This is a genomic window from Streptomyces sp. NPDC006309, assembly GCF_040613095.1.
GTDB lineage: Bacteria > Actinomycetota > Actinomycetes > Streptomycetales > Streptomycetaceae > Streptomyces.
This window is the reverse complement of the sequence record NZ_JBEXRO010000011.1, coordinates 1-26,149: the sequence shown is the minus strand read 5'-3', so window position 1 is coordinate 26,149 and position 26,149 is coordinate 1. Positions and strand designations below refer to the sequence as shown.

The 26,149-nt window shown below is 71.2% G+C and carries 25 protein-coding genes; 16 read left to right on the top strand and 9 right to left on the bottom strand.

What is annotated here, in order from left to right; translation table 11 throughout:
* Positions 1-36: 36 nt before the first annotated feature.
* From ABZ117_RS16590 to ABZ117_RS16555, 8 genes are all read left to right on the top strand, one after another.
* A complete protein-coding gene (locus ABZ117_RS16590) occupies positions 37-1,521 on the top strand; it encodes an NAD(P)/FAD-dependent oxidoreductase (protein WP_356821333.1) in 1,485 nt (494 codons plus the stop codon).
* Between the two features lie 297 nt (positions 1,522-1,818).
* Complete coding sequence (locus ABZ117_RS16585; protein WP_356821331.1) at positions 1,819-2,577, top strand: class I SAM-dependent methyltransferase; 759 nt, start codon at positions 1,819-1,821, stop codon at positions 2,575-2,577.
* Positions 2,578-2,620: 43 nt separating this feature from the next.
* Entirely contained in the window at positions 2,621-2,968 is a 348-nt protein-coding gene (locus ABZ117_RS16580; protein ID WP_356821329.1) for a helix-turn-helix domain-containing protein, read from the top strand.
* 222 nt (positions 2,969-3,190) lie between these two features.
* A complete protein-coding gene (locus tag ABZ117_RS16575; RefSeq protein ID WP_356821327.1) occupies positions 3,191-4,060 on the top strand; it encodes an alpha/beta hydrolase in 870 nt (289 codons plus the stop codon).
* Positions 4,057-4,644 (top strand): hypothetical protein, encoded by a 588-nt coding sequence (locus ABZ117_RS16570; protein WP_356821325.1) that lies wholly within the window; start codon positions 4,057-4,059, stop codon positions 4,642-4,644. The genes ABZ117_RS16575 and ABZ117_RS16570 overlap by 4 nt, the downstream gene beginning before the upstream one ends.
* Positions 4,645-4,773: 129 nt before the next feature.
* On the top strand, positions 4,774-4,956 hold the full coding sequence (locus tag ABZ117_RS16565) for a linaridin family RiPP (protein ID WP_356821322.1): 183 nt from the start codon (positions 4,774-4,776) through the stop codon (positions 4,954-4,956).
* A gap of 180 nt (positions 4,957-5,136) precedes the next feature.
* Complete coding sequence (locus ABZ117_RS16560) at positions 5,137-5,961, top strand: hypothetical protein (RefSeq protein WP_356821320.1); 825 nt, start codon at positions 5,137-5,139, stop codon at positions 5,959-5,961.
* A gap of 397 nt (positions 5,962-6,358) precedes the next feature.
* Entirely contained in the window at positions 6,359-7,345 is a 987-nt protein-coding gene (locus ABZ117_RS16555; protein WP_356821319.1) for a VTT domain-containing protein, read from the top strand.
* A 26-nt stretch (positions 7,346-7,371) separates the two neighbouring features.
* On the opposite strand, the gene ABZ117_RS16550 is transcribed toward ABZ117_RS16555, so the two are convergent.
* On the bottom strand, positions 7,372-9,027 hold the full coding sequence (locus ABZ117_RS16550; protein ID WP_356821317.1) for a threonine/serine exporter family protein: 1,656 nt from the start codon (positions 9,025-9,027) through the stop codon (positions 7,372-7,374).
* A 133-nt stretch (positions 9,028-9,160) separates the two neighbouring features.
* Positions 9,161-9,652, bottom strand: a complete 492-nt coding sequence (locus ABZ117_RS16545) for an inorganic diphosphatase (protein WP_121791090.1) — start codon at positions 9,650-9,652, stop codon at positions 9,161-9,163.
* Positions 9,653-9,731: 79 nt separating this feature from the next.
* Between ABZ117_RS16545 and dacB the strand changes: the two genes are divergently transcribed.
* The 6 genes from dacB to folE all read left to right on the top strand — a co-directional run bounded on the left by dacB (position 9,732) and on the right by folE (position 17,537).
* Entirely contained in the window at positions 9,732-11,336 is a 1,605-nt protein-coding gene (gene dacB, locus ABZ117_RS16540; RefSeq protein WP_356821316.1) for a D-alanyl-D-alanine carboxypeptidase/D-alanyl-D-alanine-endopeptidase, read from the top strand.
* A gap of 217 nt (positions 11,337-11,553) precedes the next feature.
* On the top strand, positions 11,554-12,654 hold the full coding sequence (locus ABZ117_RS16535) for a zinc-dependent metalloprotease (protein WP_356821616.1): 1,101 nt from the start codon (positions 11,554-11,556) through the stop codon (positions 12,652-12,654).
* Between the two features lie 192 nt (positions 12,655-12,846).
* Positions 12,847-13,911, top strand: a complete 1,065-nt coding sequence (gene tilS / locus ABZ117_RS16530) for a tRNA lysidine(34) synthetase TilS (RefSeq protein ID WP_356821314.1) — start codon at positions 12,847-12,849, stop codon at positions 13,909-13,911.
* An 86-nt stretch (positions 13,912-13,997) separates the two neighbouring features.
* Positions 13,998-14,558: a hypoxanthine phosphoribosyltransferase gene (hpt, locus tag ABZ117_RS16525; RefSeq protein ID WP_356821312.1), complete on the top strand. Its 561-nt coding sequence runs from the start codon at positions 13,998-14,000 to the stop codon at positions 14,556-14,558.
* 196 nt (positions 14,559-14,754) lie between these two features.
* A complete protein-coding gene (gene ftsH, locus ABZ117_RS16520; RefSeq protein WP_356821614.1) occupies positions 14,755-16,797 on the top strand; it encodes an ATP-dependent zinc metalloprotease FtsH in 2,043 nt (680 codons plus the stop codon).
* A gap of 134 nt (positions 16,798-16,931) precedes the next feature.
* Entirely contained in the window at positions 16,932-17,537 is a 606-nt protein-coding gene (gene folE, locus ABZ117_RS16515) for a GTP cyclohydrolase I FolE (RefSeq protein ID WP_356821310.1), read from the top strand.
* Positions 17,538-17,562: 25 nt separating this feature from the next.
* On the opposite strand, the gene ABZ117_RS16510 is transcribed toward folE, so the two are convergent.
* The 6 genes from ABZ117_RS16510 to ABZ117_RS16485 all read right to left on the bottom strand — a co-directional run bounded on the left by ABZ117_RS16510 (position 17,563) and on the right by ABZ117_RS16485 (position 22,802).
* Positions 17,563-18,051, bottom strand: a complete 489-nt coding sequence (locus tag ABZ117_RS16510; protein ID WP_356821308.1) for a DUF3180 domain-containing protein — start codon at positions 18,049-18,051, stop codon at positions 17,563-17,565.
* Positions 18,052-18,131: 80 nt separating this feature from the next.
* Positions 18,132-18,743, bottom strand: a complete 612-nt coding sequence (folK, locus tag ABZ117_RS16505; protein WP_356821306.1) for a 2-amino-4-hydroxy-6-hydroxymethyldihydropteridine diphosphokinase — start codon at positions 18,741-18,743, stop codon at positions 18,132-18,134.
* The gene (gene folB, locus ABZ117_RS16500; RefSeq protein WP_356821304.1) at positions 18,740-19,099 is read right to left on the bottom strand and encodes a dihydroneopterin aldolase; all 360 of its coding nucleotides are present in this window, start codon (positions 19,097-19,099) and stop codon (positions 18,740-18,742) included. The genes folK and folB overlap by 4 nt, the downstream gene beginning before the upstream one ends.
* A 272-nt stretch (positions 19,100-19,371) precedes the next feature.
* Positions 19,372-19,905 (bottom strand): nuclear transport factor 2 family protein, encoded by a 534-nt coding sequence (locus ABZ117_RS16495; protein ID WP_356821302.1) that lies wholly within the window; start codon positions 19,903-19,905, stop codon positions 19,372-19,374.
* Entirely contained in the window at positions 19,902-20,864 is a 963-nt protein-coding gene (folP, locus tag ABZ117_RS16490) for a dihydropteroate synthase (protein ID WP_356821300.1), read from the bottom strand. The genes ABZ117_RS16495 and folP overlap by 4 nt, the downstream gene beginning before the upstream one ends.
* 123 nt (positions 20,865-20,987) lie before the next feature.
* A complete protein-coding gene (locus ABZ117_RS16485) occupies positions 20,988-22,802 on the bottom strand; it encodes a phosphatidylglycerol lysyltransferase domain-containing protein (RefSeq protein WP_356821298.1) in 1,815 nt (604 codons plus the stop codon).
* A 226-nt stretch (positions 22,803-23,028) separates the two neighbouring features.
* Between ABZ117_RS16485 and ABZ117_RS16480 the strand changes: the two genes are divergently transcribed.
* Together ABZ117_RS16480 and ABZ117_RS16475 are read left to right on the top strand one after the other, a co-directional pair.
* Positions 23,029-24,156: an alpha/beta hydrolase-fold protein gene (locus tag ABZ117_RS16480; protein ID WP_356821297.1), complete on the top strand. Its 1,128-nt coding sequence runs from the start codon at positions 23,029-23,031 to the stop codon at positions 24,154-24,156.
* 97 nt (positions 24,157-24,253) lie between these two features.
* Positions 24,254-25,504 carry a hypothetical protein gene (locus ABZ117_RS16475; RefSeq protein WP_356821295.1) on the top strand — a complete coding sequence of 417 codons (1,251 nt, stop codon included), beginning with the start codon at positions 24,254-24,256 and terminating at the stop codon, positions 25,502-25,504.
* 137 nt (positions 25,505-25,641) lie between these two features.
* On the opposite strand, the gene ABZ117_RS16470 is transcribed toward ABZ117_RS16475, so the two are convergent.
* Positions 25,642-26,149: PH domain-containing protein (locus ABZ117_RS16470; protein ID WP_356821293.1), on the bottom strand; the 508-nt coding region annotated here is incomplete at its 5' end.

The following is a 26,149-nucleotide window of genomic DNA, read 5'->3' as shown; positions in this document are numbered from 1 at the left end:
GTTGCGGCTTCGACCCGGCAGGAGTGAGGAACAGTGGTGAGTACCTCCGATGTGGCCATCGTGGGAACCGGGCCCAACGGCCTCGCGGCGGGCGTGGTCCTGGCCCGCGCCGGTCTGCGCGTGGAGCTCCACGAGGCGGCCGAGACCATCGGGGGCGGTCTGCGCACCGCAGCGCTCTTCGACTCCGGCGTGGTGCACGACATCTGCTCCGCCGTCCACCCCATGGCCGCGGCCTCTCCGTTCTTCCGCGCGTTCGACCTCGGAGCCCGCGGGGTGGAGCTGCTACAGCCCGAGATCAGTTACGCCCATCCGCTGGACGGGGGACGTGCAGCCCTGGCCTATCGCTCACTGGCGCAGACCTGCGAGCACCTGGGCGCCGACGGCCCCGCCTGGCGTCGGTTGATGGGCCCGCTGCTCGAGCGCAGCGAAGCAGTCGTCGACCTCATCCTTTCCGGGCAGCGCGCTCTGCCGCGGGACCCTGTGGCGGCCCTGCTGCTGGCGAACCGGGTAGCGGTCCACGGCAGCGGGCTCGGCGCGGCGCGCTTCCGGGGCGAGGAAGCATCCGCCCTGCTCACCGGCGTCGCCGCGCACGCGGTCGGCAAACTGCCGAGCCTGGCGTCCGCGGCGGTGGCCATGCTGCTGGGGCATCTGGCGCACGGGACGGGGTGGCCGCTGCCGCGCGGTGGCAGCGGTCGTATCGCACAGGCGCTGGCCGAGGACATCACGGCGCACGGCGGCGTCTTCCACACCGGACACCACGTGGCGGACCTGGCCGAACTGAGCGGTGCACGTGCGGTGTTGCTCGACACCAGCCCCAAAGGCCTGCTGGCCCTCGCGGGCCGCCGGCTGCCCCGTGCCTACGCGCGCCGTGTGGAGCGGTTCCGCTACGGACCGGGCGCCGCCAAGGTTGACTTCCTGGTCTCCGAGCCGATCCCCTGGAGCGACCCGGCCGTGGGCCGCGCCACCACGGTGCATCTGGGTGGCACGCATGCCGAGATGGTGCGGCAGGAGACGGCGACCGCCCGCAGAGTGCGCACCAGGGAGCCGTTCGTCCTCGTGGTGGACCCTGCGGCGGTCGACCCCGGGCGGGCCCTGCCCGGAAAGCGCCCCGTATGGGCGTACGCGCATGTGCCGAACGGCGACCCCACCGACCCCTACGACCTGGTCCGGGCACGTATCGAGCGCCATGCCCCCGGTTTCGGGGAGACCGTCGTCTCACACCGTTCCGTCTCCGCCGCCGCGTACGAGGCCTACAACCCCAACTACGTCGGCGGAGACATAGGTTCGGGGGCGATGACGCTCTACCAGAGCATCGCGCGGCCCGTACCGCGCTTCGACCCCTACCGCACACCGCTGCCCGGCGTCTACCTGTGCTCCTCGGCCACCCCGCCGGGTCCCAGCGTGCACGGCATGTCCGGCTACCTGGCCGCGCTCTCCGCACTCCGGCACAGTTTCGGGATACGTGACATACCCGACCTGGCGCCCGGTCCGGCCGCGGTCGCGTGCGGACGTCCCGGCTAATACGGTGTGCCCTGTCTGGGTTGCCGTCAACTCTCGCTATGCGGTGGCAATGTGAGGATGTAAACGCCAGGTATCCATGCGACAGTCCATATCGCCTTTGGTACGGTGTAGACAACGAGGTCTCCCCACAGACACCGTTGAGGCGTTACCGCGCTGCTGTCTGACCAACCACGCGGGCGGTTGTGGACTTTCCACGATCGATGTAGTCGGCATCTGACATCTTGCCCGTCTTCAGCTCCTCGGCTTCACGACGCTCCCATCGGTATGGCAGTGGGGACAGCACGAGGGGGAACAACGGTGGAAACCGGCGTTGACGACATAGGCTATGGCAGGCAGTTCGAAGGCTGGTACGACCGGCTGATCCCGGACGACAGGGTGACCGCGGAGGCCGTGAAGGGGCTGAACGCCCGTCACCCTGATCCTAAGGCCGGCACTCTCGAATTCGGTGTCGGAACCGGGCGGATAGCCATTCCGCTCTCCCGGAACGTCGGCCATGTGACCGGCGTGGACTCCTCTCCGGAGATGCTGGACGCGCTGCGCGTCAAGCTGAAGGACGGCGGGGATGTCACCCCGGTGCACGGGGACATACGCAGTTACACCTCGGAATCCCGTTATGGGTTGGTGTACTGCGTGTGTGCGACCTTGTCCTGCCTGATCACTCCCGAGGACCAGCGGCGGGCCGTTCAGTGCGCGGCCGACCTGCTGGTACCCGGTGGCCGGCTGGTGATCGAGACGCACAACAAGCCGGCGATCGTGCAACTGCACGAGGGCCGGACCCGCACCACGTACTTCGTCCCCTACCCGGAGCCGGGGACGGGTGTACAGACCCACTCCACCCTGCTCGACGGCGGCCTGTGGCAGTGCTCGCACATCCTGTACCAGGCTGACGGCACCACCAGGGTGGGCAATGAACTCACCCGGCTGACCACACCGGAGGACGTCGACGGCTACGCCCGCGCGGCCGGGCTGGAACCGGAGACCCGTATGTCGCGATGGGACGGCACCCCTTACAGCACAGGGGCGCCCCTGTTCATGTGCTCCTACGTCAAGCCATGAGCGCAGTCCACGCAGCCGCGGTTGGTCATAGGGGGAGTTGTCCGTGGGGCGTCCGCCAGCACTTCCGGTAGACAAAAAACTCGGCCTGGTGGTCAGAGTGATGAGCGGTGAACTGACAGCGGCGGAAGCCGCGCGGGAAGCAGGGGTGTCCGAGCAGTCGGTGTCGAACTGGCGTCGGCAGTTTATTGAGGGCGGTCGTAACGGCCTGGCCGGCGAAGGCGGCAAAGACACCGGGGAAGCGTCCCGGATGGCCGAGCTGGCCAAAGAGAACGCCATGCTGAAGGCGACGATCGGCGAACTCTACATGGAGTTGAGGAAGTACGGCCGGAGCGCCGGCGTACGTCCGCCGCAACCCCGTGGAAGAGCCCGTTCGGGAAGGGTGGTCAATTAACTCGTTAAATGAGCACGACATCACATGTTAGCTTTCCGGAGGACAGTCACTTCATGTCACGGGGGAGGGAATGTGGCATCTTTGGAGCGCCAGTTTGCCGTCGGCATCTCCGTACTGGCCAGCGCCAGTCTTCTGACTGGCGCAGTCACGCGAAGCACCGGTAAACGCGAGCGTGCGCGCCGCTACCTGCTGCACGAGAGGCCGGACGGAAGCCTCGTCGAGATGGACGTCCATATCCCTGCGCAGGCACAGCGCGCCGTTCTGTTCGACAACGGTATGGGTGCGCCCCAGGAATACTGGGACTGGGTCTGCGCCGCGCTTCCCGCGGACATGGGGTATGTACGCTTCAATCGTCCCGGCTACGGGCTCAGCACGCCGGACACCCGCTACGGCCTGGAGTCGCACTTCGAGCTGTTGCAGGAGCTGCGCGACACGTACATCGCCGACCTTCCGGTCGTCCTGGCAGGCCACTCCCTGGGCGGGTACCTCGTCGCGGCCTACGCGTCGCTGCATCCGGACGCGGTGAGGGGCGTGACCCACGTGGTCATGATCGACGCCACCGAGGTGGTCAGCCTGCGCCACGCCCGCCGCACCGACGTCGACCGTTGGTCCCACCAGCGGATGCTGATGGAACAGGTGTTCGCCGCCACCGGTCTCTCGGTCTTCCGCCCCGCTATGAACGTGAACCAGCAGTACCGTCCGGAGATCAACCGGAGTTACCGGGCGTTCCTGGCGACCCCCCGTACATGGGCCACGGCCCATCGGGAGTACCGGGACGCGATGACGTATCCGGAACTGACGCATTTGGACTGCCCACTCACCGTCGTCACGGCGGAGAACAACATCGGCGACAACACCCTGCACGCCGGGATCCAGGCCAGGCTGGCAGTCATCTCCGGGCGGGCTCGGCACCACTTCGTCGACGGCTCCGATCACGAGTCCCTGCTCGCCGTGCGGCAGCACGCCGAAGAGGTGGCGGAGCGGATCGCCGGCGAACCGCCCTCCGAGCCGCTCGGACCGTCGTGGCGGCCGTCCACCACGGGACGCCGGGTCGCCACGAGTACGGCGGCACGAGAGAAGGAGCCGGCGTGATCGTGAAGGTGAACACCGAACGCGTGAAGGTAGCCGCCGTCACGGCGTCGCTCGCCGCATGGCTGGTCGCGACGGCCGCGGCGCAGATCCCCGAGCAGCGCTTCGACGGGCTCCTGCGCCGTGGGAAGGTGCGCATACCGACCCCGAACTGGCGCTTCTTCGGACCGAACCCCGGGGTCAAGGACAACCACCTTCTCTACCGTGACATCACGGACGGCAAACCCGGCGAGTGGACGGAGGTTCCGATCGTCCATGACCGGCCGTGGTACGCGTTGGCCTGGAACGCACGCAACCGGAGCCCGAAGGCCCTGTTCGACGCGACCCAGCACACCCTTGCCCAGGCGGTCGCCTTCGGATCGGAAGTGCTCCCCGTGACGACGGCGTCCGGGTACCGGTTGCTGGCCCGCTACATCCAGCTTCACCTGCCGCATGCCGAAGGCGCCTCGCACAGCCAGTTCATGCTGCTGCACTCGTACCCCACCGATCCGGAAGACCGGCACATCGAGCCTGTCTTCGTCTCCATGGAGTTCCCGCTGGAGGGGGACGTCACCCCTGCCAACGCTCCATCCGCGCTGGCCGCATAGCGAGTCGATCAGCCCTCTCGACTGGAAGCTGCGAGCTCACCCGGCGCCCCTGTGCCGAGTGAGTCCGCGCCCTCCCGCCGAACGGCTGGAGAACTCGCTCTGAGAAGTTCTGAGAGAAAGAGGACACCTGTGTCTATCGTGGCTGACTTCGCCAACACCGAGCTGGCCGACGTGAACCCGGGCCGTATCGGCAACGACGCGACCCCCACCATGCTGACTCCGCTGGCCACCCTCGCGACCCCCGAGGGTGTCGCGGTGACCTCCGCGACCGCGTACGCGCTGCACGAGGTCACGAAGGACATCCAGCGCTGAACAGCAGGCCGGCAGGCGATGCCGACCGGCATCGTTAGCACGCTCTGAAAGACGCGGCGGCACGGTACGCCCGATACGCGTACCGTGCCGCCGCTTTCCGTATCCACCGTACTCGCATCACACCTTCGGGAGCACCCATCCATGTTCCTCAGCGCTCCACCCGAGGTCACGGCACGCCGAGTGGCTTCGCTGGGTACGCTGGTCTCCGCACTGGAAATGCTGAGCCAGACCCGTAAGTTCGAAGAAGGCGAAATGCTGAGCGGCCAGGTGGCGAACATGCGCCCCGAGTTCGCCAAGCGCTTTCCCCGGCTGACGCGTGCCCTCGAGTCCAAGAAGGCAGCGGTCGCCCTGTACGGGATACAGGCGGGGGCTTCCGCCGCCACGCTGATCTGGGGCCACAAACGCACGGTGCGCACGGCGGGCAGCGCCGTTCTGGCGGTGACCGGCGCGGCCGGGCGGCTGCGCTCCCCGTTCGGCGGGGACGGCGCCGACCAGCTCCAGCAAGTGGTCAACATCGTCTTCGCCACGACCGGCACCTTCAAGGACAACGAGAAGGCCCGCGACGTGGCCATGCGCGCGCTGGCCCTGGAGACGACCATCTCCTACGTCGCGTCCGGCGTGGTCAAGCTCGTGTCCCCGGTGTGGCTAAGTGGCGAGGCGTTCAGCGGAGTCATCCGTACGCACAACTACGGGGACCAGCGCATCTACCGGCTCGTGCACCGGTACCCGATGGTGGGAAAGCTCGTGACCTGGGGCACGATCGCCGCGGAGGTCGGCTTCCCGCTGGTCTTCGTGCTGCCCAAGCCGGCGGCGAAGGTGTTCCTCGGCTCGATGACGCTGTTCCATCTGGGAATCGGACAGTTCATGGGTCTCAACCGCTTCGTGCTGGCCTTCGGAGCCACTCATCCGGCGCTTCTCTACGTTTTCGACCAGAACGGCAAGCGCGCGGAGCTGACCGGGAGGACCCCTGCGGCCGGCGCCCCCGCGGTGGCGTCCGCCGCGTAGCACGCGCACGGCACGACGGGTGACGTCGAAGGCGTACGAGCGGGCGGGGCGAGCCGGATTCTCACCGGAGCCAGCCGGTGGGGCTCCGGCCGCCACCGGGGAGATTCCGGTCACCCCGGCTGCTCGGGTGCCGGGAGCGGACGTGAGGCCGAACACGTCGCCGAGACCTGCTGGACACGGCGGCCCGGTACGTCGTTCCTGGTGACGGCCAGCACGTACGCCCGGTCGGCCCGGCCGCCCCCGTGATCGTCGACACCGGTGCAACAGCTTCAGGCCGGGCGGCGGCCCGCGCATCCTGAGGTGGCCCGTGGAACCTGGGCAGGACACCGCTCGTTGATAGCTTTGGACGGGCGCTACCTGCCGCCGTACCTCGCCATCCCCTCAGGAGCCCGGAACCGTGATGACGCTTGCCCTCGGCCCGAGCTGGCTGGACCCGAACCACCTCCTCTCCACGTTCGGCATCTGGGGTCTGCTGCTCGTCGTCTTCGCCGAGTCCGGCCTGCTCATCGGCTTCTTCCTGCCGGGTGACTCCCTGCTGTTCACCTGCGGCCTGCTGATCACGTCCGGCGGGCTCGACTTCCCGCTGTGGGCCGCCATCGGCCTCATCTGCCTCGCCGCGATCCTCGGCGACCAGGTGGGCTACATGTTCGGCAAGAAGGTCGGCCCGTCCCTGTTCAACCGCCCGGACTCCCGCCTGTTCAAGCGGGAGAACGTCGTCAAGGCGCACGAGTTCTTCGAGAAGTACGGCCCCAAGTCCCTGGTACTGGCCCGCTTCGTGCCCGTCGTGCGGACGTTCACGCCGATCATCGCGGGCGTCAGCGGCATGCGCTACCGCTCGTTCCTGACCTTCAACGTCATCGGCGGCCTCCTGTGGGGCGCGGGTGTCACCCTGCTCGGCTCCTGGCTGGGCAACATCGGTGTCGTCAAGAACAACATCGAGGCCATCCTCATCCTGATCGTCCTGGTCTCGGTGGTCCCGATCGCGATCGAGTTCCTCCGCGCGCGCGGGAAGAGCAGGAAGGCGGCCGGCGCGACCGAGCCGGAGGCCCCGCGGCAGCCCGCGTACCAGCAGCAGTACCAGCAGCCGCAGTACCAGCAGCCGCCGGTCATGGACGACGCGACGACCCGCCTGCGCCGCATCGACGCGGAACAGCCTTACGAACAGTCGTACCAGCAGCAGCCGTACCAGCAGGAGCAGCCCTACCAGCAGCCCCAGCAGCACTGGAACCAGGGCGGCTACGACCACCAGCACCACGATCAGCAGCAGTACCCGCAGCAGCAGTACCCGCAGAACCCGCACCACGAGGACCAGTACGGCCAGAACCAGTACGACCCGAACCAGTACGACCCGAACCAGTACCCCTACGACCCCCGCCAGCAGTAGCGGGCGGGCGGGCGGGCGCCGGGCGCTCAGAAGCCTCTGGTGCGCTTCGCGGCCCGGCGCTTGCCGGCGGAGCCGACGCGCAGGAACAGCCGCGAGATCTCCGACCCGAGGTTGACTCCGATGGCGATGGCCATCGCCAGTGACGCGGCCTTGGCCAGCGACACCAGCCCCTTGTCGACGTTGTTCTGCGCCATGGACAGCAACCCGAAGTAGGTCGCCGAACCGGGCAGCAGCGGCCCGATCGCCGCGGTCGTGTACGGCAGCGCCGAGGCGAACCGGTACCGGGACAGCAGCTGCCCGAACAGCCCGACGAGTCCCGCCGCCACGGCCGTGGAGGCCACCGGCGAGATGCCGCCCGCGTAGTGCATCGCGCCGTACACCGACCAGGCGACGCCCCCGTTCAGGGTCACCCAGAGCACGGTGGACCGTTCCTGCTGGAGCAGCACCGCGAAGGTCAGCGACAGCAGCATGGAGGCCGTGATCTGGATCAGCGGACGCTCGGAGATGCCCAGCGCCGCGTCCGGGTTCAGCTCACCGCCGACCTTCACGCCGAAGTACAGGACCACCAGGACGCCGACGACGATGCCGACGAAGAAGTACATGACCTCCAGCAGGCGCGCCGACGCCGTGATGTAGAAGCCCGTCAGCCCGTCCTGCACGCCCGCCACCAGCGCCCGCCCGGGCAGCAGCGCGAACAGCCCACCGGTGATCACAGCGGACGCCTTCACGTCCACGTGCGCCAGCGTCAGCGCCACCCCTATGGCCGCGGGCGGCATCGCGGCCACCGTGAACTGGTAGAACTCGGGCAGCCCGCGCCCCGCGCACAGCCACGCCAGCCGGTCGCCGAGCATCGCGCCGACGGCCGCCGCGAGGAACACGATCGGGTCACCGCCGACCAGGATGGAGGCCGCGCCGGCCAGCAGTCCGCTCGCGAGGGTCAGCGCCCAGCCGGGGTACGGGTGCCGGTTGCGGCGGATCTCCGCCAGGCGCCGGTAGGCCTCCTCCAGGGAGACGTGGGTCTCCTGGTCCGTCAGGTCGTCCACGAGCCGGAAGACGGCAGCCAGACGCGTGTAGTCGGTGCCCCGCCGCCGTACCGTCCGGGAGGCCGTCACGGGGTCCTCCACCAGGGACGGCTGGTGCGAGATCGACAGCAGGGTGAAGGTGACGTTCGGCTCGCACCGGTCCAGGCCGTAGGAGCGGCACACCGCGAACATCGCGGCCTCCACGTCCTCCGCGCCCTCACCGCCGGCGAGCAGCAGCTCCCCGATACGCAGGGTCAGGTCCAGCACGCGCGGGACGGCCGGGCCCTCCTCCTCCACGCGCTGCACCGGCTCCGGTGCCGGCCGCTCGGTCACCGGCATGCGCAGCATGGTGCGCATGCGGTCCTGCCAGGGCGCGTCCTTGACCAGGCTGACCAGCGGCACCCCGGCGGCCGGCGTGAACGCGGCCGGCGGGCTCTTCGCGTCGTAGGTGCTGGGCGTGCTGAACGCGGACCTCTCCGGTTCGGCACTGGGCGGATGCGGCGTGTGGAGCCCGTCGGGCACCGCGAACTCGGACGTCGTCTCGGCCTCGCCACCGCCCCTGGGAACGTCGAGACCCCGGGGAACGGCGAACTCGGACGTGATCTCCGGGTCGTACCTCGCCTCGTCGGACCGCGGTTTCCGGTCCTCCGTCTCCGTCACCTCGAACCGCTCCCTGAACGACACATTCCGTAAGCCTCAGTATGCGCACACGTACCCGGACGGGCCGCACACCTGCCTGCATGCGAAACGGGCCGCACGCGTGCGCGTGCGGCCCGTTCAGCGGAGTACGGGCTCAGTGGCCGCCCTGCTCCTTGAACCGCTTGTACGACCGCTCGATCTCGATCTCGGCGTCCGTACGGCCGACCCAGTTCGCGCCCTCGACCGACTTGCCGGGCTCCAGGTCCTTGTACACCTCGAAGAAGTGCTGGATCTCCAGGCGGTCGAACTCCGACACGTGGTGGATGTCGCGCAGGTGCTCCACACGCGGGTCGGTGGCGGGAACGCACAGCAGCTTGTCATCGCCGCCGGCCTCGTCCGTCATCCGGAACATGCCGATCGCGCGGCACCGGATGAGGCAACCCGGGAAGGTCGGCTCGTCCAGGATGACCAGCGCGTCCAGCGGGTCGCCGTCCTCGCCGAGGGTGTTCTCGACGAAGCCGTAGTCGGTCGGATAGGCGGTCGAGGTGAAGAGGCGACGGTCCAGGCGGATCCGACCGGTCTCGTGGTCCACCTCGTACTTGTTCCGCGAACCCTTCGGGATCTCGATCGTGACGTCGAACTCCACCGGTGGCTCCTCCATGATCAGCACATAGTTCTGGTGGTTAAGTGTCCCTCACGCAGGTGTGTGATCGCGAAAGGGGCTGGTGGTCGTGCCAGTACTGAGGCCTTGGCGGGCCGCGAGACCGCAGGTGGCGCGGATCGCGAACGCCGTACGACCGCGTCTGGCGCGCGCCGCGACGGCAGCCGGGCCGCGGATCGCGCGGCTGACGAAGGCCGTGCGGGTCACACCTGCGCACCTCTCCCGTCCGCGGACCGTCAGGACCTGGCAGTACAGCGCGGGCGCCGCCACCGCCGGCCTGGTGCTGGCCGCCGGCGTGGTGACCGTCGCCGGTCCCTGGGACGCCAACGGTCAGCGTACGGCCGAGGGGGACCGCGCCGCCGCACTGGAGGGATCAGGTGGCGCAGATCACGGCCGTTCCGGTACGGCCGCGGGGGCGCCCCGGCCCGCGCCGAGCGCCGCGCCCGTCCTGACGGGCCTGGGCGGCACCGGGGGCGCCGTCGGCACCCGGAAGGCCCCCTCGGGCGGCAGAACCCTCCCCGACGTCCTCGAACCGCTCCTGGAGGCCCCCGCGCTCGGTGACGACCGCGCGGGGGCCGTCGTCGACGTCGCGACCGGTACCCGCCTCTACGGCAGCGGCGCTGGCAAGGCCCTCACCCCCGCCTCCACCACCAAGATCGCCACCGCCGTCGCCGCCCTCTCCGCCCTCGGCCCCGACCACCGCCTGACCACCCGCGCCGCCCTCGAACCCGACACCCGGGAACTCATCCTGGTCGGCGGCGGCGACCCCACCCTGACCGCGCACCCGCAAGCCGGGGGGGAATGGGCCGGTCTGCGCACCCTGGCGGCGGACACCGCGAAGGCCCTGGACCGGCGCGGCATCCACGAGATCACCCTCTCCTACGACACGACCCTCTACGCCGGCCCCGCCCTGCACCCCATCGGCGTCAACGACAACCTCGCCCCGGTCAGCGCCCTGGCCGTGGACGAGGGCCGCGCGGACGGCTCCGCCAACGGGCCGGCGCCCCGCGTGAGCGATCCGGCGGCGGACGCGGCGGCGAAGTTCGCGGGCTTCCTGAAGGACGCCGGCATCACCACCACGCCCCCCGGCCCGTCCAAGGCCAGCACGCGCGCGCAGACCCTCGCCACCGTCTCCTCGCCCCCGCTGTCCGCCCTGGTCGAGCGCATGCTCACCAACAGCGACAACGACATCGCCGAGGCCCTGGCCCGCCAGACCGCCCTCGCCGGCGGCGACCCCGCGAGCTTCGCCGGCGGCGCCCGGGCGATCGCCACCCAGCTGCGCAAGCTCGGCCTGCCCATGTCCCGGGCCGCCTTCCACGACGGCAGTGGCCTCGACCGCGCCGACCGGCTGACGGCGGACCTCCTCACCGCGCTCCTGGTCAAGGCGGGCGATCCGGCCCGGCCCGGCCTCCGCCCCGTCCTCACCGGCCTTCCCGTCGCCGGCTTCACCGGCACCCTGAGCGCCCGTTACGCCGACGGCGCGGCCGGGGTCGTACGCGCCAAGACCGGCACGCTGACCGGCGTGAACACCCTCGCCGGCACGGTGGTCGACCAGGACGGCCGCCTCCTCGCGTTCGCCTTCCTGGCCTCGCGCACGACCGACCCGGCCCAGGCCCAGTCGGCCCTGGACGCCGCGGCGACGGCACTCGCGGGCTGCGGCTGCCGGTAGGGCCGGTGCCCCGGGTGGGCGGGGCCCGGGTGGCGGGGGCCCGGCACGCGCGTCCGGGGCGTCGCCGACTCGGCACGCGCGCGTGGGCCGGCCGTACGGTCCCCGCCGCGGCCCGCCGCCCGCCCGTGACCCCGCCGGCGTCCACGGCCTGCCCCAACGGGGGCCGCTCACGTACCGTTGACGCATGACTGGCTTCGGTGGCACCGCATCTCCCGGGATGGTCGACTGGAACCTCGCGGTGGCGACCGCGACACGGCTCGTACGACCGGGCCCCGACGTCAGCCGTGACGAGGCCCGGTCCGTCGTCGCGGAACTGCGCCGGCACGCGAAGGTCTCGGAGGAGCACGTCCGGGGCTTCACCCGGATGGGCACCGAGGAGATCCACGACACCCCCGTCCTCGTCGTGGACCGCCCCGGCTGGGTCCGCGCCAACGTCGCCGGCTTCCGGGAGATCCTCAAACCGCTCCTGGAGAAGATGCAGGAACGGCGTGGCGGCAACCCGGGCAGCGCCGTCCTCGGCGCCGTCGGCGGCAAGGTCACCGGCGTGGAGCTCGGCATGCTCCTGTCGTTCCTGTCCTCCCGCGTCCTCGGCCAGTACGAGACCTTCGCCCCCGCCGCCCACGACCTCCCGGCCGGCGCGAACGGCGGCGGCCGGCTGCTGCTCGTCGCGCCCAACATCGTCCACGTGGAACGCGAACTCGACGTGGAACCGCACGACTTCCGGCTGTGGGTGTGCCTGCACGAGGAGACCCACCGCACGCAGTTCACCGCCGTGCCCTGGCTCCGCGACCACCTGGAGGGCGAAATCCAGTCGTTCTTGGCCGAGACCGACGTGGACCCGATGACCTTCCTGGAGCGCATCCGGGAAGCCGCGCAGTCCCTGGCCGGCGGCCGTCCCGAGGCCGAGGAGGAGGACGGCGGACGCTCCTTCGTGGAGCTGGTGCAGACCCCCGCCCAGCGGGAGATCCTCGGCCGCCTGACCGCCGTGATGTCCTTGCTGGAGGGCCACGCCGACCACGTCATGGACGGTGTCGGACCCAGCGTCGTACCGACGGTCTCGGAGATCCGCGAGAAGTTCCAGCAGCGCCGGGCGAAGGGCGCCTCCCGGCTGGACCTCGCCCTGCGCAAGCTGCTGGGTCTGGATGCCAAACTCAAGCAGTACCGGGACGGCGAACGGTTCGTGCGGGCGGTCGTCGACCAGGTCGGCGTCGACGGCTTCAACCGCGTGTGGACCTCGCCCAACACCCTGCCCACCAAGGCGGAGATCGCCCAGCCGGCCGACTGGGTCACCCGGGTGCACCGCAAGGCCGAGTCGTGATCCGTATCCGGGTGTCGTGACACGAATCCGGCCGACGGCAGGCGAACGCCCCCTCAATCACCCGTCCGAGGGACCGTGAGCCATGCGTAGGCGTGCAATGCTCGGGGAACGGCCCGCTTCTGTCACCATCTACACACTCTGTGTGACTGGTTCGGGCTCACCCCCCGGAAAACTTCATGAAGGGAACCGGACATGGGTCCCCATCCTGCGGTCGCGGCGATACGCCTGGCGGTTCGCCGCGTCCTCCACGACATCCTGAACGACCACCAGACCTCCGGCGCGCATCCGGGCCGGCAGGCCCCCGGCGAGCGCGGGCGGCCCGGCCGGGCGGCCGAGCGGCCCTCCTCCCCGCTCGTCCTCGTCGCGTGCTCCGGCGGCGCCGACTCCATGGCCCTCGCCTCCGCCCTCGCCTTCGAGGCCCCCAGACTCGGCATCCGCGCCGGCGGGGTCACCGTCGACCACGGCCTCCAGCCCGGTTCGGGACTGCGCGCCGACGAGGTCGCCCTGCGGCTGCGCGAACTGGGCCTCGGCCCGGTCGACTCCGTCGCCGTGACCGTCGGCCGTGAGGGCGGACCCGAGGCCGCCGCCCGCGACGCCCGCTACGCCGCCCTCGACGCCGCCGCCGAACGCCACGGCGCCACCGCCGTCCTGCTCGGCCACACCCGCGACGACCAGGCCGAGACCGTCCTGCTGGGTCTCGCCCGCGGCTCCGGCATCCGCTCCCTGTCCGGCATGGCCGCGGTCTCGGGGGCCGGCGGCCGTTACCGGCGGCCCTTCCTGCACCTCGACCGGCAGACCGCCCGCAAGGCCTGCATGGTCCAGTCCCTCCCCGTCTGGGACGACCCGCACAACGCCGACCCGGCCTACACCCGCTCCCGGCTCCGGCACGAGGGCCTGCCCGCGCTGGAGAAGGCCCTCGGCAAGGGCGTCGTGGAGGCGCTCGCCCGCACCGCCCAGCTGTCCCGCGACGACGCCGACGCCCTGGACGCCTGGGCCGGCCAGGCCGAGGCCGCCGTGCGGGACGCGGCGGGTCTGCTGGAGTGCGCCAAGCTGTACGCCCTCCCGCCCGCCGTGCGCCGCCGGATCCTGCGCCGCGCGGCCATCGAGGCCGGCGCCCCGGCCGGTTCGCTGTTCGCCCGCCACATCGAGGAAGTCGACCGTCTGATCACCGGCTGGCGCGGCCAGGGGGCCATCAATCTCCCGGGCAAAGTCGTCGCCCAGCGCCAGGGTGGCAGACTGGTGATTCGGCAAGGCTGAATCCGGCCCCTCCCGGAGCGATCCTCCGGCGGGCCGGGCAGCCGGTGGCCGTGCATGCGGCCGTAAGTGCGGGACGACCGAAAGTGATGCGGGTGGACGCGAAAGACATGGGTGCCGACCTTCAGCAGGTGCTCATCACCAAGGAAGAGATCGACGCCAAGCTGGCCGAGCTGGCCGCGAAGATCGACGCGGAGTACGCGGGCAAGGACCTGCTGCTCGTGGGCGTCCTCAAGGGCGCGGTGATGGTCATGGCCGACCTCGCCCGGGCGCTGTCCACCCCCGTCACCATGGACTGGATGGCCGTGTCCTCCTACGGCGCGGGCACCCAGTCCTCCGGTGTCGTGCGCATCCTCAAGGACCTCGACACCGACATCAAGGGCCGGCACGTCCTGATCGTCGAGGACATCATCGACTCCGGGCTGACCCTGTCCTGGCTGATCAACAACCTCGGCTCCCGCGAGCCCGCCTCCCTGAAGGTGTGCACGCTGCTGCGCAAGCCGGACGCCGCGAAGGTCGCCATCGACGTGGAGTGGGCCGGATTCGACATCCCGAACGAGTTCGTCGTCGGCTACGGCCTCGACTACGCCGAGAAGTACCGCAACCTGCCGTTCGTCGGGACGCTCGCGCCCCACGTCTACGGCGGCTGAGCCAGTCGGCCCAAGACGGGCGCGATGATCGGGAACCCCAGCGGGTCCTGTGCCGTTGAAGCTTGCAGAGACGGGTTTTCCCGGCCGTCGAAACGGCTCCGTGCGGCTTCGGGCAACAATGCTGGGGTACCGTCAGAAGAACTGTCTTATCAAACTCACTATGGCAGGAGGGACGGGGCGGCACCGCTCCGTATGGATGGACGTGAAGCGATACTTCCGTGGGCCGGTCATGTGGATCGTGCTGGCCGTCCTTGCCGTGGTCGTGTTGATGCAGGTCGTCGGCTCGTCCGGCGGCTACAAGACGGTGGACACCGGCCAGGTCGTGGCGGCGATCAACGCGAACAAGGTCGAGTCGGCCAAGCTCACCACCGGTGACGAGCAGAGCATCAAGGTCACCCTCAAGGACGGTTACAAGGTCCAGGGCAGCTCGAAGATCCAGGCGAGCTACATCGGCGACCAGGGCGTGGCCATCGCCGGCACGCTCCAGACCAAGTACCAGGACAAGCAGATCACGGACGGCTACACCGTCTCGCCGTCCAAGCAGAACCCGTTCGTCGGGATCCTGATCTCCTTCATGCTCCCCCTGGTCCTCATCGCGATCATCTTCCTGTTCCTGATGAATCAGATGCAGGGTGGCGGCTCGCGGGTCATGAACTTCGGCAAGTCCAAGGCGAAACTCGTCACCAAGGACACCCCGAAGACGACCTTCTCCGACGTCGCCGGCTGTGACGAGGCCGTCGAGGAACTCCAGGAGATCAAGGAGTTCCTCCAGGAGCCGGCCAAGTTCCAGGCCGTCGGCGCCAAGATCCCCAAGGGCGTGCTGCTGTACGGCCGCCCGGGTACCGGCAAGACCCTGCTCGCGCGCGCCGTCGCCGGCGAGGCGGGCGTCCCCTTCTACTCGATCTCCGGTTCCGACTTCGTCGAGATGTTCGTCGGTGTCGGTGCCTCCCGCGTCCGTGACCTGTTCGAGCAGGCCAAGGCGAACGCCCCGGCGATCGTCTTCGTCGACGAGATCGACGCGGTCGGCCGTCACCGCGGCGCCGGCCTCGGCGGCGGTCACGACGAGCGCGAGCAGACCCTGAACCAGCTGCTCGTCGAGATGGACGGCTTCGACGTCAAGGGCGGCGTCATCCTGATCGCCGCCACCAACCGTCCGGACATCCTCGACCCGGCTCTTCTGCGCCCCGGTCGCTTCGACCGCCAGATCGCGGTCGACCCGCCGGACCTTCAGGGCCGTCTGGAGATCCTCAAGGTCCACCAGAAGGGCAAGCCGGTCGCGCCCGACGTCGACCTGGCCGCGGTCGCCCGCCGTACGCCGGGCATGACCGGTGCCGACCTCGCCAACGTGCTGAACGAGGCCGCGCTGCTCACCGCCCGCGGTGACCAGAAGCTGGTCGACAACGCGGCGCTGGACGAGGCCATCGACCGCGTGGTCGCGGGTCCGCAGAAGCGGACCCGGATCATGTCGGACAAGGAGAAGAAGATCACCGCGTACCACGAGGGCGGACACGCCCTGGTCGCGGCGGCCTCGCCGAACTCCGACCCGGTCCACAAGATCACGATCCTGTCCCGCGGCCGTGCCCTGGGCTACACGATGGTCCTGCCGGACGAGGACAGGTACTCGACCACCCGCAACGAGATGCTCGACCAGCTCGCCTACATGCTGGGCGGCCGGGCGGCCGAGGAACTGGTCTTCCACGATCCGACCACCGGCGCCGCGAACGACATCGAGAAGGCCACCAACCTGGCCCGCGCGATGGTCACGCAGTACGGCATGACGGAGCGGCTCGGCGCGATCAAGTTCGGCGGCGACAACAGCGAGCCGTTCCTCGGCCGTGAGATGGCGCACCAGCGCGACTACTCGGAAGAGGTCGCCGCGCTCGTCGACGAAGAGGTCAAGAAGCTCATCGAGACCGCGCACAACGAGGCCTGGGAGATCCTGGTCGAGAACCGCGACGTGCTCGACAACCTCGTTCTCCGGCTGCTGGAGAAGGAGACCCTGGGCAAGGAGGAGATCGCCGAGATCTTCGCCACCATCGTCAAGCGCCCGCCGCGGCCCGCCTGGACCGGCTCCTCCCGCCGCACCCCGTCCACCCGCCCGCCGGTGCTCTCCCCCAGGGAGCTGGCACTGACGAACGGTGCGAACGGCGCGACGGCGTCGATCAGCACGGTCAAGTCCTCCGCCACGGAGTCCGCCCCGGTCACGGAGCAGACCCCGGAGGACCGCTCCGAGAGCTGATCGTTTCCGGTCGGCAGGCCCGGAATGCATGCCGCGCCCCCCAGGTTCTAGCCTGGGGGGCGCGGCATTTCCGCATGTCCGCAGAGAGAACGCGTGCCCGACGCGCGTGCAAGGCACAGGAACGAGGAACCCAGATGACCGACCCGGTGACACTGGACGGCCAGGGGCCCATCGGTGAGTTCGACGAGAAGCGCGCCGAGAACGCCGTACGGGAGCTGCTGATCGCGGTCGGTGAGGACCCTGATCGCGAGGGACTGCGGGAGACGCCGGCGCGGGTGGCGCGGGCGTACAAGGAGATCTTCGCCGGTCTGTGGCAGCAGCCCGAGGACGTCCTGACCACGACCTTCGACCTCGGGCACGACGAGATGGTCCTGGTGAAGGACATAGAGGTGTACTCGACGTGCGAGCACCACCTGGTGCCGTTCCGGGGTGTCGCCCACGTCGGCTACATCCCGTCCGAGGCCGGCAAGATCACGGGCCTGTCGAAGCTGGCCCGGCTGGTGGACGTCTACGCCCGCCGGCCGCAGGTGCAGGAACGGCTCACCACGCAGATCGCCGACTCCCTGATGAGCATCCTGGAGCCGCGGGGCGTCATCGTGGTCATCCAGTGCGAGCACATGTGCATGTCCATGCGTGGCATCCGCAAGCCGGGCGCGAAGACCATAACGTCCGCCGTGCGCGGCCAGCTGCGGGACGCCGCGACCCGGAACGAGGCGATGAGCCTCATCATGGCGCGCTGAACACGCCGGTGGGCGGGGCCCGGCGTCAGGCCGCCGGCTCCGCTCCCGGGGGGTTCTGGTCGTCGTCCTCGGGGAGCCTGCAGACCCGCTCCAGGAACAGGGCCGCCGCTATCACGCCGAGGCCCGCCAGGAGCGAGAAACCGGCGTAGAGCGCCTGGTCGCGGCGGGCCGGGATGTCCAGCAGCTCCAGCAGGAAGACGCCCGTGCCGCTGTACATCCCGGCGATGAGTGCGGCCACCAGGGCGCTGGCCTGGCCGAAGACGACCGCCCGGGCCGCCATCAGCGGGTCGACGCCCTTGGCGCCGGGCCGGCGCTCGCGCTGGGCCCTGAGGCGGGCGCGCAGCGAGAGCGCCGTGGAGAGCAGCGCCACCGCGATCAGCGCGAGCACGACGGGGGCGGCCAGGGGGACGCTGGGCAGGGTCCCGATCGAGTTCCAGAGGCGGGCGCCCGCCCAGGACAGGATCGCGGCCACGGCGAACACGCCGACCAGCACCCTGATACGCAGCTCTCTCACGGTGTCCCTTCAGTTCCCCCGGACCGTCCCGGTGTGTGGTCGTGGTGGGTCTCGGTCCTGACCCGTCTCGACCTTAACGACTACTCGGGCAGGCGGAGTTCCAGGTCCCCCCGCGGTTGCACACCCTCACGGGTGACGGCGGACAGCAGTTCGGCCACCGTGCCGCGGCCGGTGAGCCGCGCCTGCGGGTCCACGTCGTGCCAGGGCGCGAGCACGAAGGCGCGCTCGTGGGCGCGCGGGTGGGGCAGGGTGAGGTGCGGGTCGTCGGAGGTGACGTCCGCGTAGGCCACGATGTCGACGTCCAGCGTGCGCGGGCCCCAGCGCTCGTCCCGCACGCGGTGGAAGGCCTCCTCGACGGCGTGCGCCCGCTCCAGCAGGGAGTCCGGGGGCAGGGTCGTCTTCAGGACCACGACCGCGTTGAAGTACGACGGCTGGCTGCCGGGAGCCACCCCCCACGGCTCCGTCTCGTACACCGGGGAGACCGCCTTCACCCGGACGCCCGGGGTGTCCTCCAGGGCGTCGACGGCACCCTGGAGGGTCTCCAGGCGGTTGCCGAGGTTGGAGCCGATGGAGACGACGGCCCACTGCGGGTTGTGCAGGGTCGTGTCGGCGGCGTCCACCTTCTCGACGACCGAGGCGGGCACCGGCTGGACGGTGGGGTCGCTCTGACCCTGGCGGAAAGGTCGGGTCATGCTCGGCTCCGGGTGATGGTGACGGTCACGTCGTCGAAGGGGACGGTGATCGGTGCGTCGGGCTTGTGGACGCAGACCTCGACCTCCCGGACGCCCTCGTGCTCCAGGCAGGTCCGGGCGATCCGCTCGGCGAGTGTCTCGATGAGGTTCACCGGCTCGCCCTCGACCACGGCCACGACCTCCTCGGCGACGATGCCGTAGTGCACGGTCTTCGTCAGGTCGTCGTCGGCCGCCGCCGGCCGGGTGTCCAGGCCGAGGACGAGGTCCACGATGAAGGTCTGACCCTCCTCGCGTTCCCTGGGGAACACACCGTGGTGCCCGCGGGCCTTCAGGCCGCGCAGCGCGACACGATCCACGCGAATCACTCCTGCAATCGTCGGGAACGGCCGGTCGGTACCGCGTGCGGGCGGTACACCGGCCTTGGACGAATCTACCTGCGGGCACCGACAGAGCCGGGCCGCGGCGACGTGGGGCCGGGCCGCGGCGCGGAGGGTTCACCGGATGTTTCCCCCGGGGAACCGGCCGTGCCGGCGGCTGGTAGCCGCTCATACCCCCGGCGGGTGATTCCAATCACTCACCGTCCCCAACCCGCTCTGCTGCGTGCCGAGGGTCGCCGGCCCCCGTCCGCTCAGGCGAGCGGCTCGTCGCCCGGATCCACGCCGTTCACGCTCTCCTCGTCGTCCTCGTCGTCGGTCTCGGCCAGGACGGGGGAGGCATGGTGGGACCAGAGCTTCCAGCCGGCGGGTGTGCGCCGGAACACGTTCGTGGCGACCACGAGCTGCCCGACCAGCGGCCCGAGTTCCGCGCCCTCCTCCGGGGCGGGTCCACCGCTGAGGATGTTCTCCGTGCAGGACACGAGCGCGGTGTCACCGGTGACGGAGACGTGCACGTCGGTGAGGAAGAACTGGATGTAGTCGGTGTTCGCCATGATCAGGGCGTACGACCTGAGGACCTCGCCGCGGCCGGTGAGCACGGGCCAGCCGGGGTGCACGCAGGAGACGACGCCGGTGTCCGCGGGATCGTGGTACGTCTCGTCCACGCCCAGGTCGACGGGGGCGAGCCAGAGCGCGGAGACCTCTTCGAAGTCGCCGCGTTCCAGCGCCTCGTAGAAGGCGGTGTTGGCGGCCTCGACCTGCTCGACATCGGTATGGGGGGCGCTCACCGGTCTCCTTCCGCCCCGCGCTCGCCTGCGGCGCCCGGCGCGTGCGCTGTCCCCGGTGGCGCCCCGCGCTCACCCTCGGAGCCCGGCGCCGTCCCCGCCGTACGCGCTCCCTCCACGGCCCGTGCCACCCGTACGGCGTCCGCGGTGGCGCGTACCTCGTGCACGCGCACCGCCCACGCGCCGGCCTGGGCGGCGAGCGCGGACACGGCGGCCGTGGCGGCGTCGCGCTCCCGGGCCGGCGGGGGCGCGCCCCCGGGTCCGGCGAGGACCCGGCCGAGGAACCGCTTGCGGGAGGCGGCGACCAGCAGGGGGTGGCCGAGCGCGCGCAGGCGGTCGAGGTGGGCGAGGAGGGCCAGGTCGTGACCGGCCTCCTTGGAGAAGCCGAGGCCGGGGTCGACGACGATGCGGTCGGGGGCGACGCCGCCCGCCAGCACGGCCTCCACGCGCGCGTGCAGCTCGTCCACGACTTCGGTGACGACGTCGTCGTACACGCCCCCGGCGTTGCCGCCCCGGAGGAAGCCGCGCCAGTGCATGACGACGAACGGGGCGCCCGCTTCGGCGACCACCGGGATCATCGCGGGATCGGCCAGGCCGCCGCTGACGTCGTTGACGAGGACGGCGCCGGCCGCCAGTGACTGTGCGGCGACAGAGGCGCGCATGGTGTCCACGGAGACGGCGACGCCCTCGGAGGCGAGGCCGCGCACCACGGGGATGACCCGCCGCAGTTCCTCCGCCTCGTCCACGCGCGTGGCCCCGGGCCGGGTGGACTCGCCGCCGACGTCGACCAGGTCCGCGCCCTCGGCCACCAGACCGAGGCCGTGTTTGACGGCGGCGGTCGTGTCGAACCAGCGGCCGCCGTCGGAGAAGGAGTCGGGGGTCACGTTCACGACCCCCATGACCGCGCACCGGTCCCATGCCGGAAGGCCGGCCACTCGGCCGCGCCCGCTGAGGTTGTTCATACGTTCAGCGTAGGCCCAGCAGGGTGCCGAGAACGCGCGGCGGCCCGGGCGGAAGCCCTCCTGCCGGAGGGGGTGGGCCTTCCGCCCGGGCCGGTCCCGGCGCCGCACTCCGTCCGGCCCGGCTCAGGCCGCCCGGACATCCCGTTCGCCCATCGCGTGGGCGCAGGGGCGCTGGGCGGCCGTCCTGCGCCGGCGCAGGAAGCGCGGCAGCGGCAGGGCGAGGTTGACGAAACCCTCCGCCTGCATGGCGGCGAAGCCGATGCGGGGCAGGTCGCCGGAGGCCCGGTAGACGACGAACCGGGGCTCCCAGCGCGGCTGGAACTTGGCGTTGAACTTGTACAGCGACTCGATCTGGAACCAGCGCGAGAGGAACACCAGCAGCCCGCGCCAGGCGCGCAGCACCGGACCGGCGCCGATCTTCTCGCCGCGCGCGAGGGCGGAGCGGAACATCGCGAAGTTCAGCGAGACCCGGGTGATGCCGAGCTTCGGGGCGGCCTGGAGGGCGGCGACGATCAGCAGTTCGTTCATGCCCGGGTCGGCGCTGCGGTCACGGCGCATCAGGTCCAGCGAGACGCCGTCCCCGCCCCAGGGCACGAAGTGCAGGATCGCCTTCAGGTCGCCGTACTCGCCCGGTGCGTCGTCGGCCTTGTGCGCGGTGGCGATCAGGCAGTCGCCGTCGGACGGGTCGCCGATGCGGCCGAGCGCCATGGAGAAGCCGCGCTCGGTGTCGGTGCCCCGCCAGTCCTCCGCGGCCCGGCGGATCCGCTCCAGCTCGGCGTCGCCGACGTCACGGATGCGCCGTACCCGCGTTTCGTAGCCGGCCCGCTCGATGCGCTTGACCATCTGACGCACGTTGCGCATCGCACGTCCGGCGAGCGAGAAATCCGCCACGTCCACCACCGCCTCGTCGCCCAGTTCCAGGGCGTCCAGGCCGGTCTCGCGGGTCCACACCTCGCCGCCCGTCTCCGAGCAGCCCATCACGGCGGGGGTCCAGGAGTGGGCCCTGGCCTCGTCCATGAAGCGCTCGATGGCGCCCGGCCAGGCCTCGACGTCACCGATGGGGTCGCCGCTGGCGAGCATGACGCCGGACACGACCCGGTAGGTGACCGCGGCCTTGCCGCTCGGCGAGAACACGACGGCCTTGTCGCGGCGCAGCGCGAAGTGGCCGAGGGAGTCGCGCCGGCCGTGCTTCTCCAGCAGCGCGCGCAGCCTGCCCTCGTCCTCCTCGGTGAGGCGCGCGGCCGGGTGTTCGGGGCGGAAGGCCAGGTAGATGGTGGTGACGGCGGTGATCCAGCCGAGCGCGCCGAGGGAGAAGGCGACGGTCCAGGACGTGTTGTCCTGGTACTCGACCGGGCCCTCGAAGCCGAACAGGCCGTAGATGACGTGCGTCAGCCGGTCGGCCAGGCTCGGGTCGCCGATCGTCCGGTCCGGGTGGACGCTGACGATGACCAGTCCGAGAACGAGGGAACCGGCGCTCATGAGCACGAAGTTGGCGAGCGCTCGCCACCGGCTGCGCGGATCGGGGAGGGCGGAGAACTGGCCCCGGTGGCGCAGCAGCGGCACCAGCAGCACGAACGCGATGAGCATGCCGACGACCGAGTGCCGGTACGCGAACTGCGCCACCGCGCCCGCCGGCAGCAGCGCGACCGCCGCGCGCCACGCCCGGCGCTTGCGCCGCTTGAGCCCGTGCGCGAGCAGCAGCAGCAGCACGCCCGCGCTCAGCGAGAGCGCCGCCGCGAACGGCCCGAACGAGCCCGGCAGCACCTCGGCGAGGGCGTGCATACGGCTGTGACGGAAGCGCGGGAACACACCCGCGGCAATGTCCAGGACGCCCACGAGCGCGGCGGCCCTGCCGACCAGAGCGGGGACGGCCTCGGGGCGCGGGCCGCGCAGCACTCGCCGCGCCCGGCTTGATCGGCTCGGAACCTGGCCCGACATTTCCCCATCTATCCTGACAGACATCGCATCCCGTAGTTCTGCGAGAGACCTTGAACCCGGGCCCGATCGGGCATCCGGCGACATTGCGCCCTCTAGGACGGTGTCTCGGCAAGAGAGGTTCACTCCTCACCGGAAAGTCCGGTCAAAGGCCAAGGAAAGCCCCGGGCAAGCCTTCGCGACGAGTGTGGGCAGGATACGGGCGGAAAGCGCAGGCAGGAAACAGCTCATGGGTCTCACGAGCAACAAAGTGCTGGTGCTGGCGATCGTGATCGCCGCCGGGCTGTTCGTCGGCACGGTGTGGCTGTGGCCGCGCCTCGCCCGCCGGAGCTGGCGGGCAGTCGGCGGACGGGTCGGCCTGCTGCTGGCCACCCAGCTGGCGCTCTTCGCGTCCGTCGGGCTCGCCACCAACCAGGCCTTCGGCTTCTACGCCAGCTGGGCGGACCTGTTCGGCAAGGAGACCGAGCAGGGGATCGTCATCGACCACTCGGCCAACGGCAGCACCGGCGGCCCCCTCCAGGTGGTCTCCACCTCCGACGTGCCCGGGGTGCGCGCCGCGCGGCCCGAGACCGGCGGACAGGTGCAGAAGGTCGACATCATCGGCCGTAAGACCCACATCGCCACCCCGGCGTACGTGTACCTGCCGCCGGAGTACTTCCAGCCGCAGTACCGCACGCGGACGTTCCCGGCCGCCGTGGTGCTGACCGGCTACCCCGGCACCGCGCGGTCGCTGGTGGACAGGCTGAACTACCCGCGCACGGCGCAGCAGCTGTCCAAGGACGGGCGGATGCAGCCGATGATCCTGATCATGCTGCGGCCCACCGTGGCACCGCCGCGGGACACCGAGTGCGTGGACATCCCGGGCGGGCCGCAAGCGGAAACGTTTTTCGCGAAGGATCTGCCGGACGCCGTCCTCACGCACTACCGGGCCGGCAGGCGCCCGGGCAGCTGGGGCGTCATCGGTGACTCCACGGGCGGCTACTGCGCGCTCAAGCTCGCCATGCACCACCCCGGCGTGTACGCGGCCGCCGTCGGCCTCTCGCCGTACTACAGGGCGCCGATCGACCCCACGACGGGTGACCTCTTCCGCGGCGACGCGAAACTGCGCAACCGGGCCGACCTGTCGTGGTTCATCCAGCACGAGTCCGCGCCGGACACGTCGCTGCTCGTGACCAGCAGCAGGGTCGGAGAGCACAACTACAACGCCACGATGAAGTTCATCGCGCGCGTGCAGGCCACGAACCTGACCCGGATCTCGTCGATCATCCTCGACAGCGGCGGGCACAACTTCAACACCTGGCGGCGCGAGATCCCGCCGTCGCTCCAGTGGCTCAGCGGGCGGCTCACCGACCGCTGAGCCCGTGGCCCCCTGACGCCCCGTGAAGCGCGCTGTACGGCTGTGTTTTTACGGGGCGGGGGCCCATGATTCGCCTACGGGCGGTAAGTTTCTGGCCATGCCACGTGGACGCCACCGCCATTCCCCGCCTCTGCACCGGCTGTTGCCTCCCTCGGCGCTCGCCGGTGTGTCCGTCATCTGCGCGCTGGGCCCCTGGGTGTTCGCCGAGGCGCCGGTGGTGCGCGCGCTGGCCGCCGTGGCCGCCGCAACCGCGGTCGCCGGCGCGGTCGTGATGCGCCGCTGGGACACCCAGGCGGGCAAGCAGGTCGCCGAGCTCACGCGCGCGCGTGCCGGTGACGAATGGCGTTACGAGGAACGGGTCGCCGAACTGGAGACCGACCTCGAGGAGTCCCGCGAACTGCGGGTGAAGCTGGAGCAGCGGCTCAGGGCCAAGCGCGCCGAACTGGCGGGCCTGCGCAACGAGCACGCGGCCCTCCTGCGCCGGTACGCCACGGCGGAGACCGAGCGCGCGAGCGCCCTGGAGGGACGCCGGCTGCTGGAGATCGAGGCGGTCGTGCCCGGGCCGGCGCCCTCGTCCTCACCCGCCCTGCCGCCCGGCCGGAGCGCCCGGCCGGAGGCGGACGCGGATGCCGCGGACGGGTCCGGGAGCGCGGCGGCCTCCGCGGGCGGGGCGGCGCGGTACCCGGTGTTCTCCGCCGAGGGCGCGCGGCTGTACCGGCGGGCCCTGACGGCGCTGGCCCGGTTCGACCGGGAGGCACCGGGCGGGCCGGACGCCGAGCCCGACCCGGAGCCCGAGCCGGAGGCCGCGGCCGCGCCCGAGGCCGACGCGGAGGGTGAGGCCGGGACCGTGGGCGACGCGCCGCGGGCTCCCGGGGGCGAGGTGACTCCCGTGGGTGAACCGGCGGAAGCCGTCGCCGAAGGAGAGGACACCGCGGCAGCCCTGACGGACGCCACCGACACCGACACCGACGCCGACGCGGACGCCGACGCCGTGCCGGCGGCCGAGGCCGCGCATCCCGCGGCGCGGCCGCCCGCCGGGCACTTCACGGTGCCCACCGCCGTGGCCGTCGCCCCGGCCGCGCCCGCGCGGCGCCCGGCGGTCGAGGGCGGCTTCGACTTCTTCGGCACCCAGAAGGACGCGCCGAAGGCCGCGCTGGACGCCGTGCAGAACGAGGACCTGGCCGATGTCGTCGGCCAGGAGGCGCTCGCCGTGCACAAGGCCGAGGCCGAGTCCGGGTTCAAGCCCGCCGACGCGCGGTCCCGGGCTGTCGGCCAGGTCATCGACCTGACGGCGCACGACGAGACCGAGCAGATCGACGTCCAGAGGCTGCGCGGCGCGGCCTCCTGAGCCTCCGTCAGCCGTACGGACGCATCAGGGCACCAGGCGCACCCGGCGAACGGGCCCGGCCCTCCCGCGAGGAGGAGCCGGGCCCGATGCCGTCGTCCGGCGGAGCCGGCCGTCAGCCGCCGACCGCGGGCCCGCCGTCAGCCGGTGGTCATCCAGCGGTCCGGCAGGGCGTCCCGGCGGCCCGTGCGGGACCTCTCCGCCTGTTCCGCCAGGAGCCGCGCGGCCTCCTCGGCGCCCCGCAGCCGGGCCGTGACGGTCTTGTCGGCCCCCGTGTCCACGTGGATGTCCGCGAGCCCCCAGCGGCGCTCCCAGGGGCCCTGGGTGAGCCGTACGCTCTGCACCTTGGCGTGCGGGACCAGCGAGAGCCGGCGGCGCAGCAGGCCGCTCCGGGCGGCGAACACCGTGCCGGTGACCGCGAGCCGGTGTCCGCGCCACCAGAGCGGGAGGCACCACCGCGCCCGGCGCGGCACCCGCGCCGGATCCCGTGGCACCGTCACACCGGGCAGCACGCGCGCGATGACGGACTCGGCTACCTCGCGCGGGGCGACGGGTATCAGCACCGAGTTGGCGGAACCGGCCACGTCCAGTTCCACCCGCACCCAGCCCGGCCGGCGCCACAGCAGCGGCTCCACGATCCGCACGGTC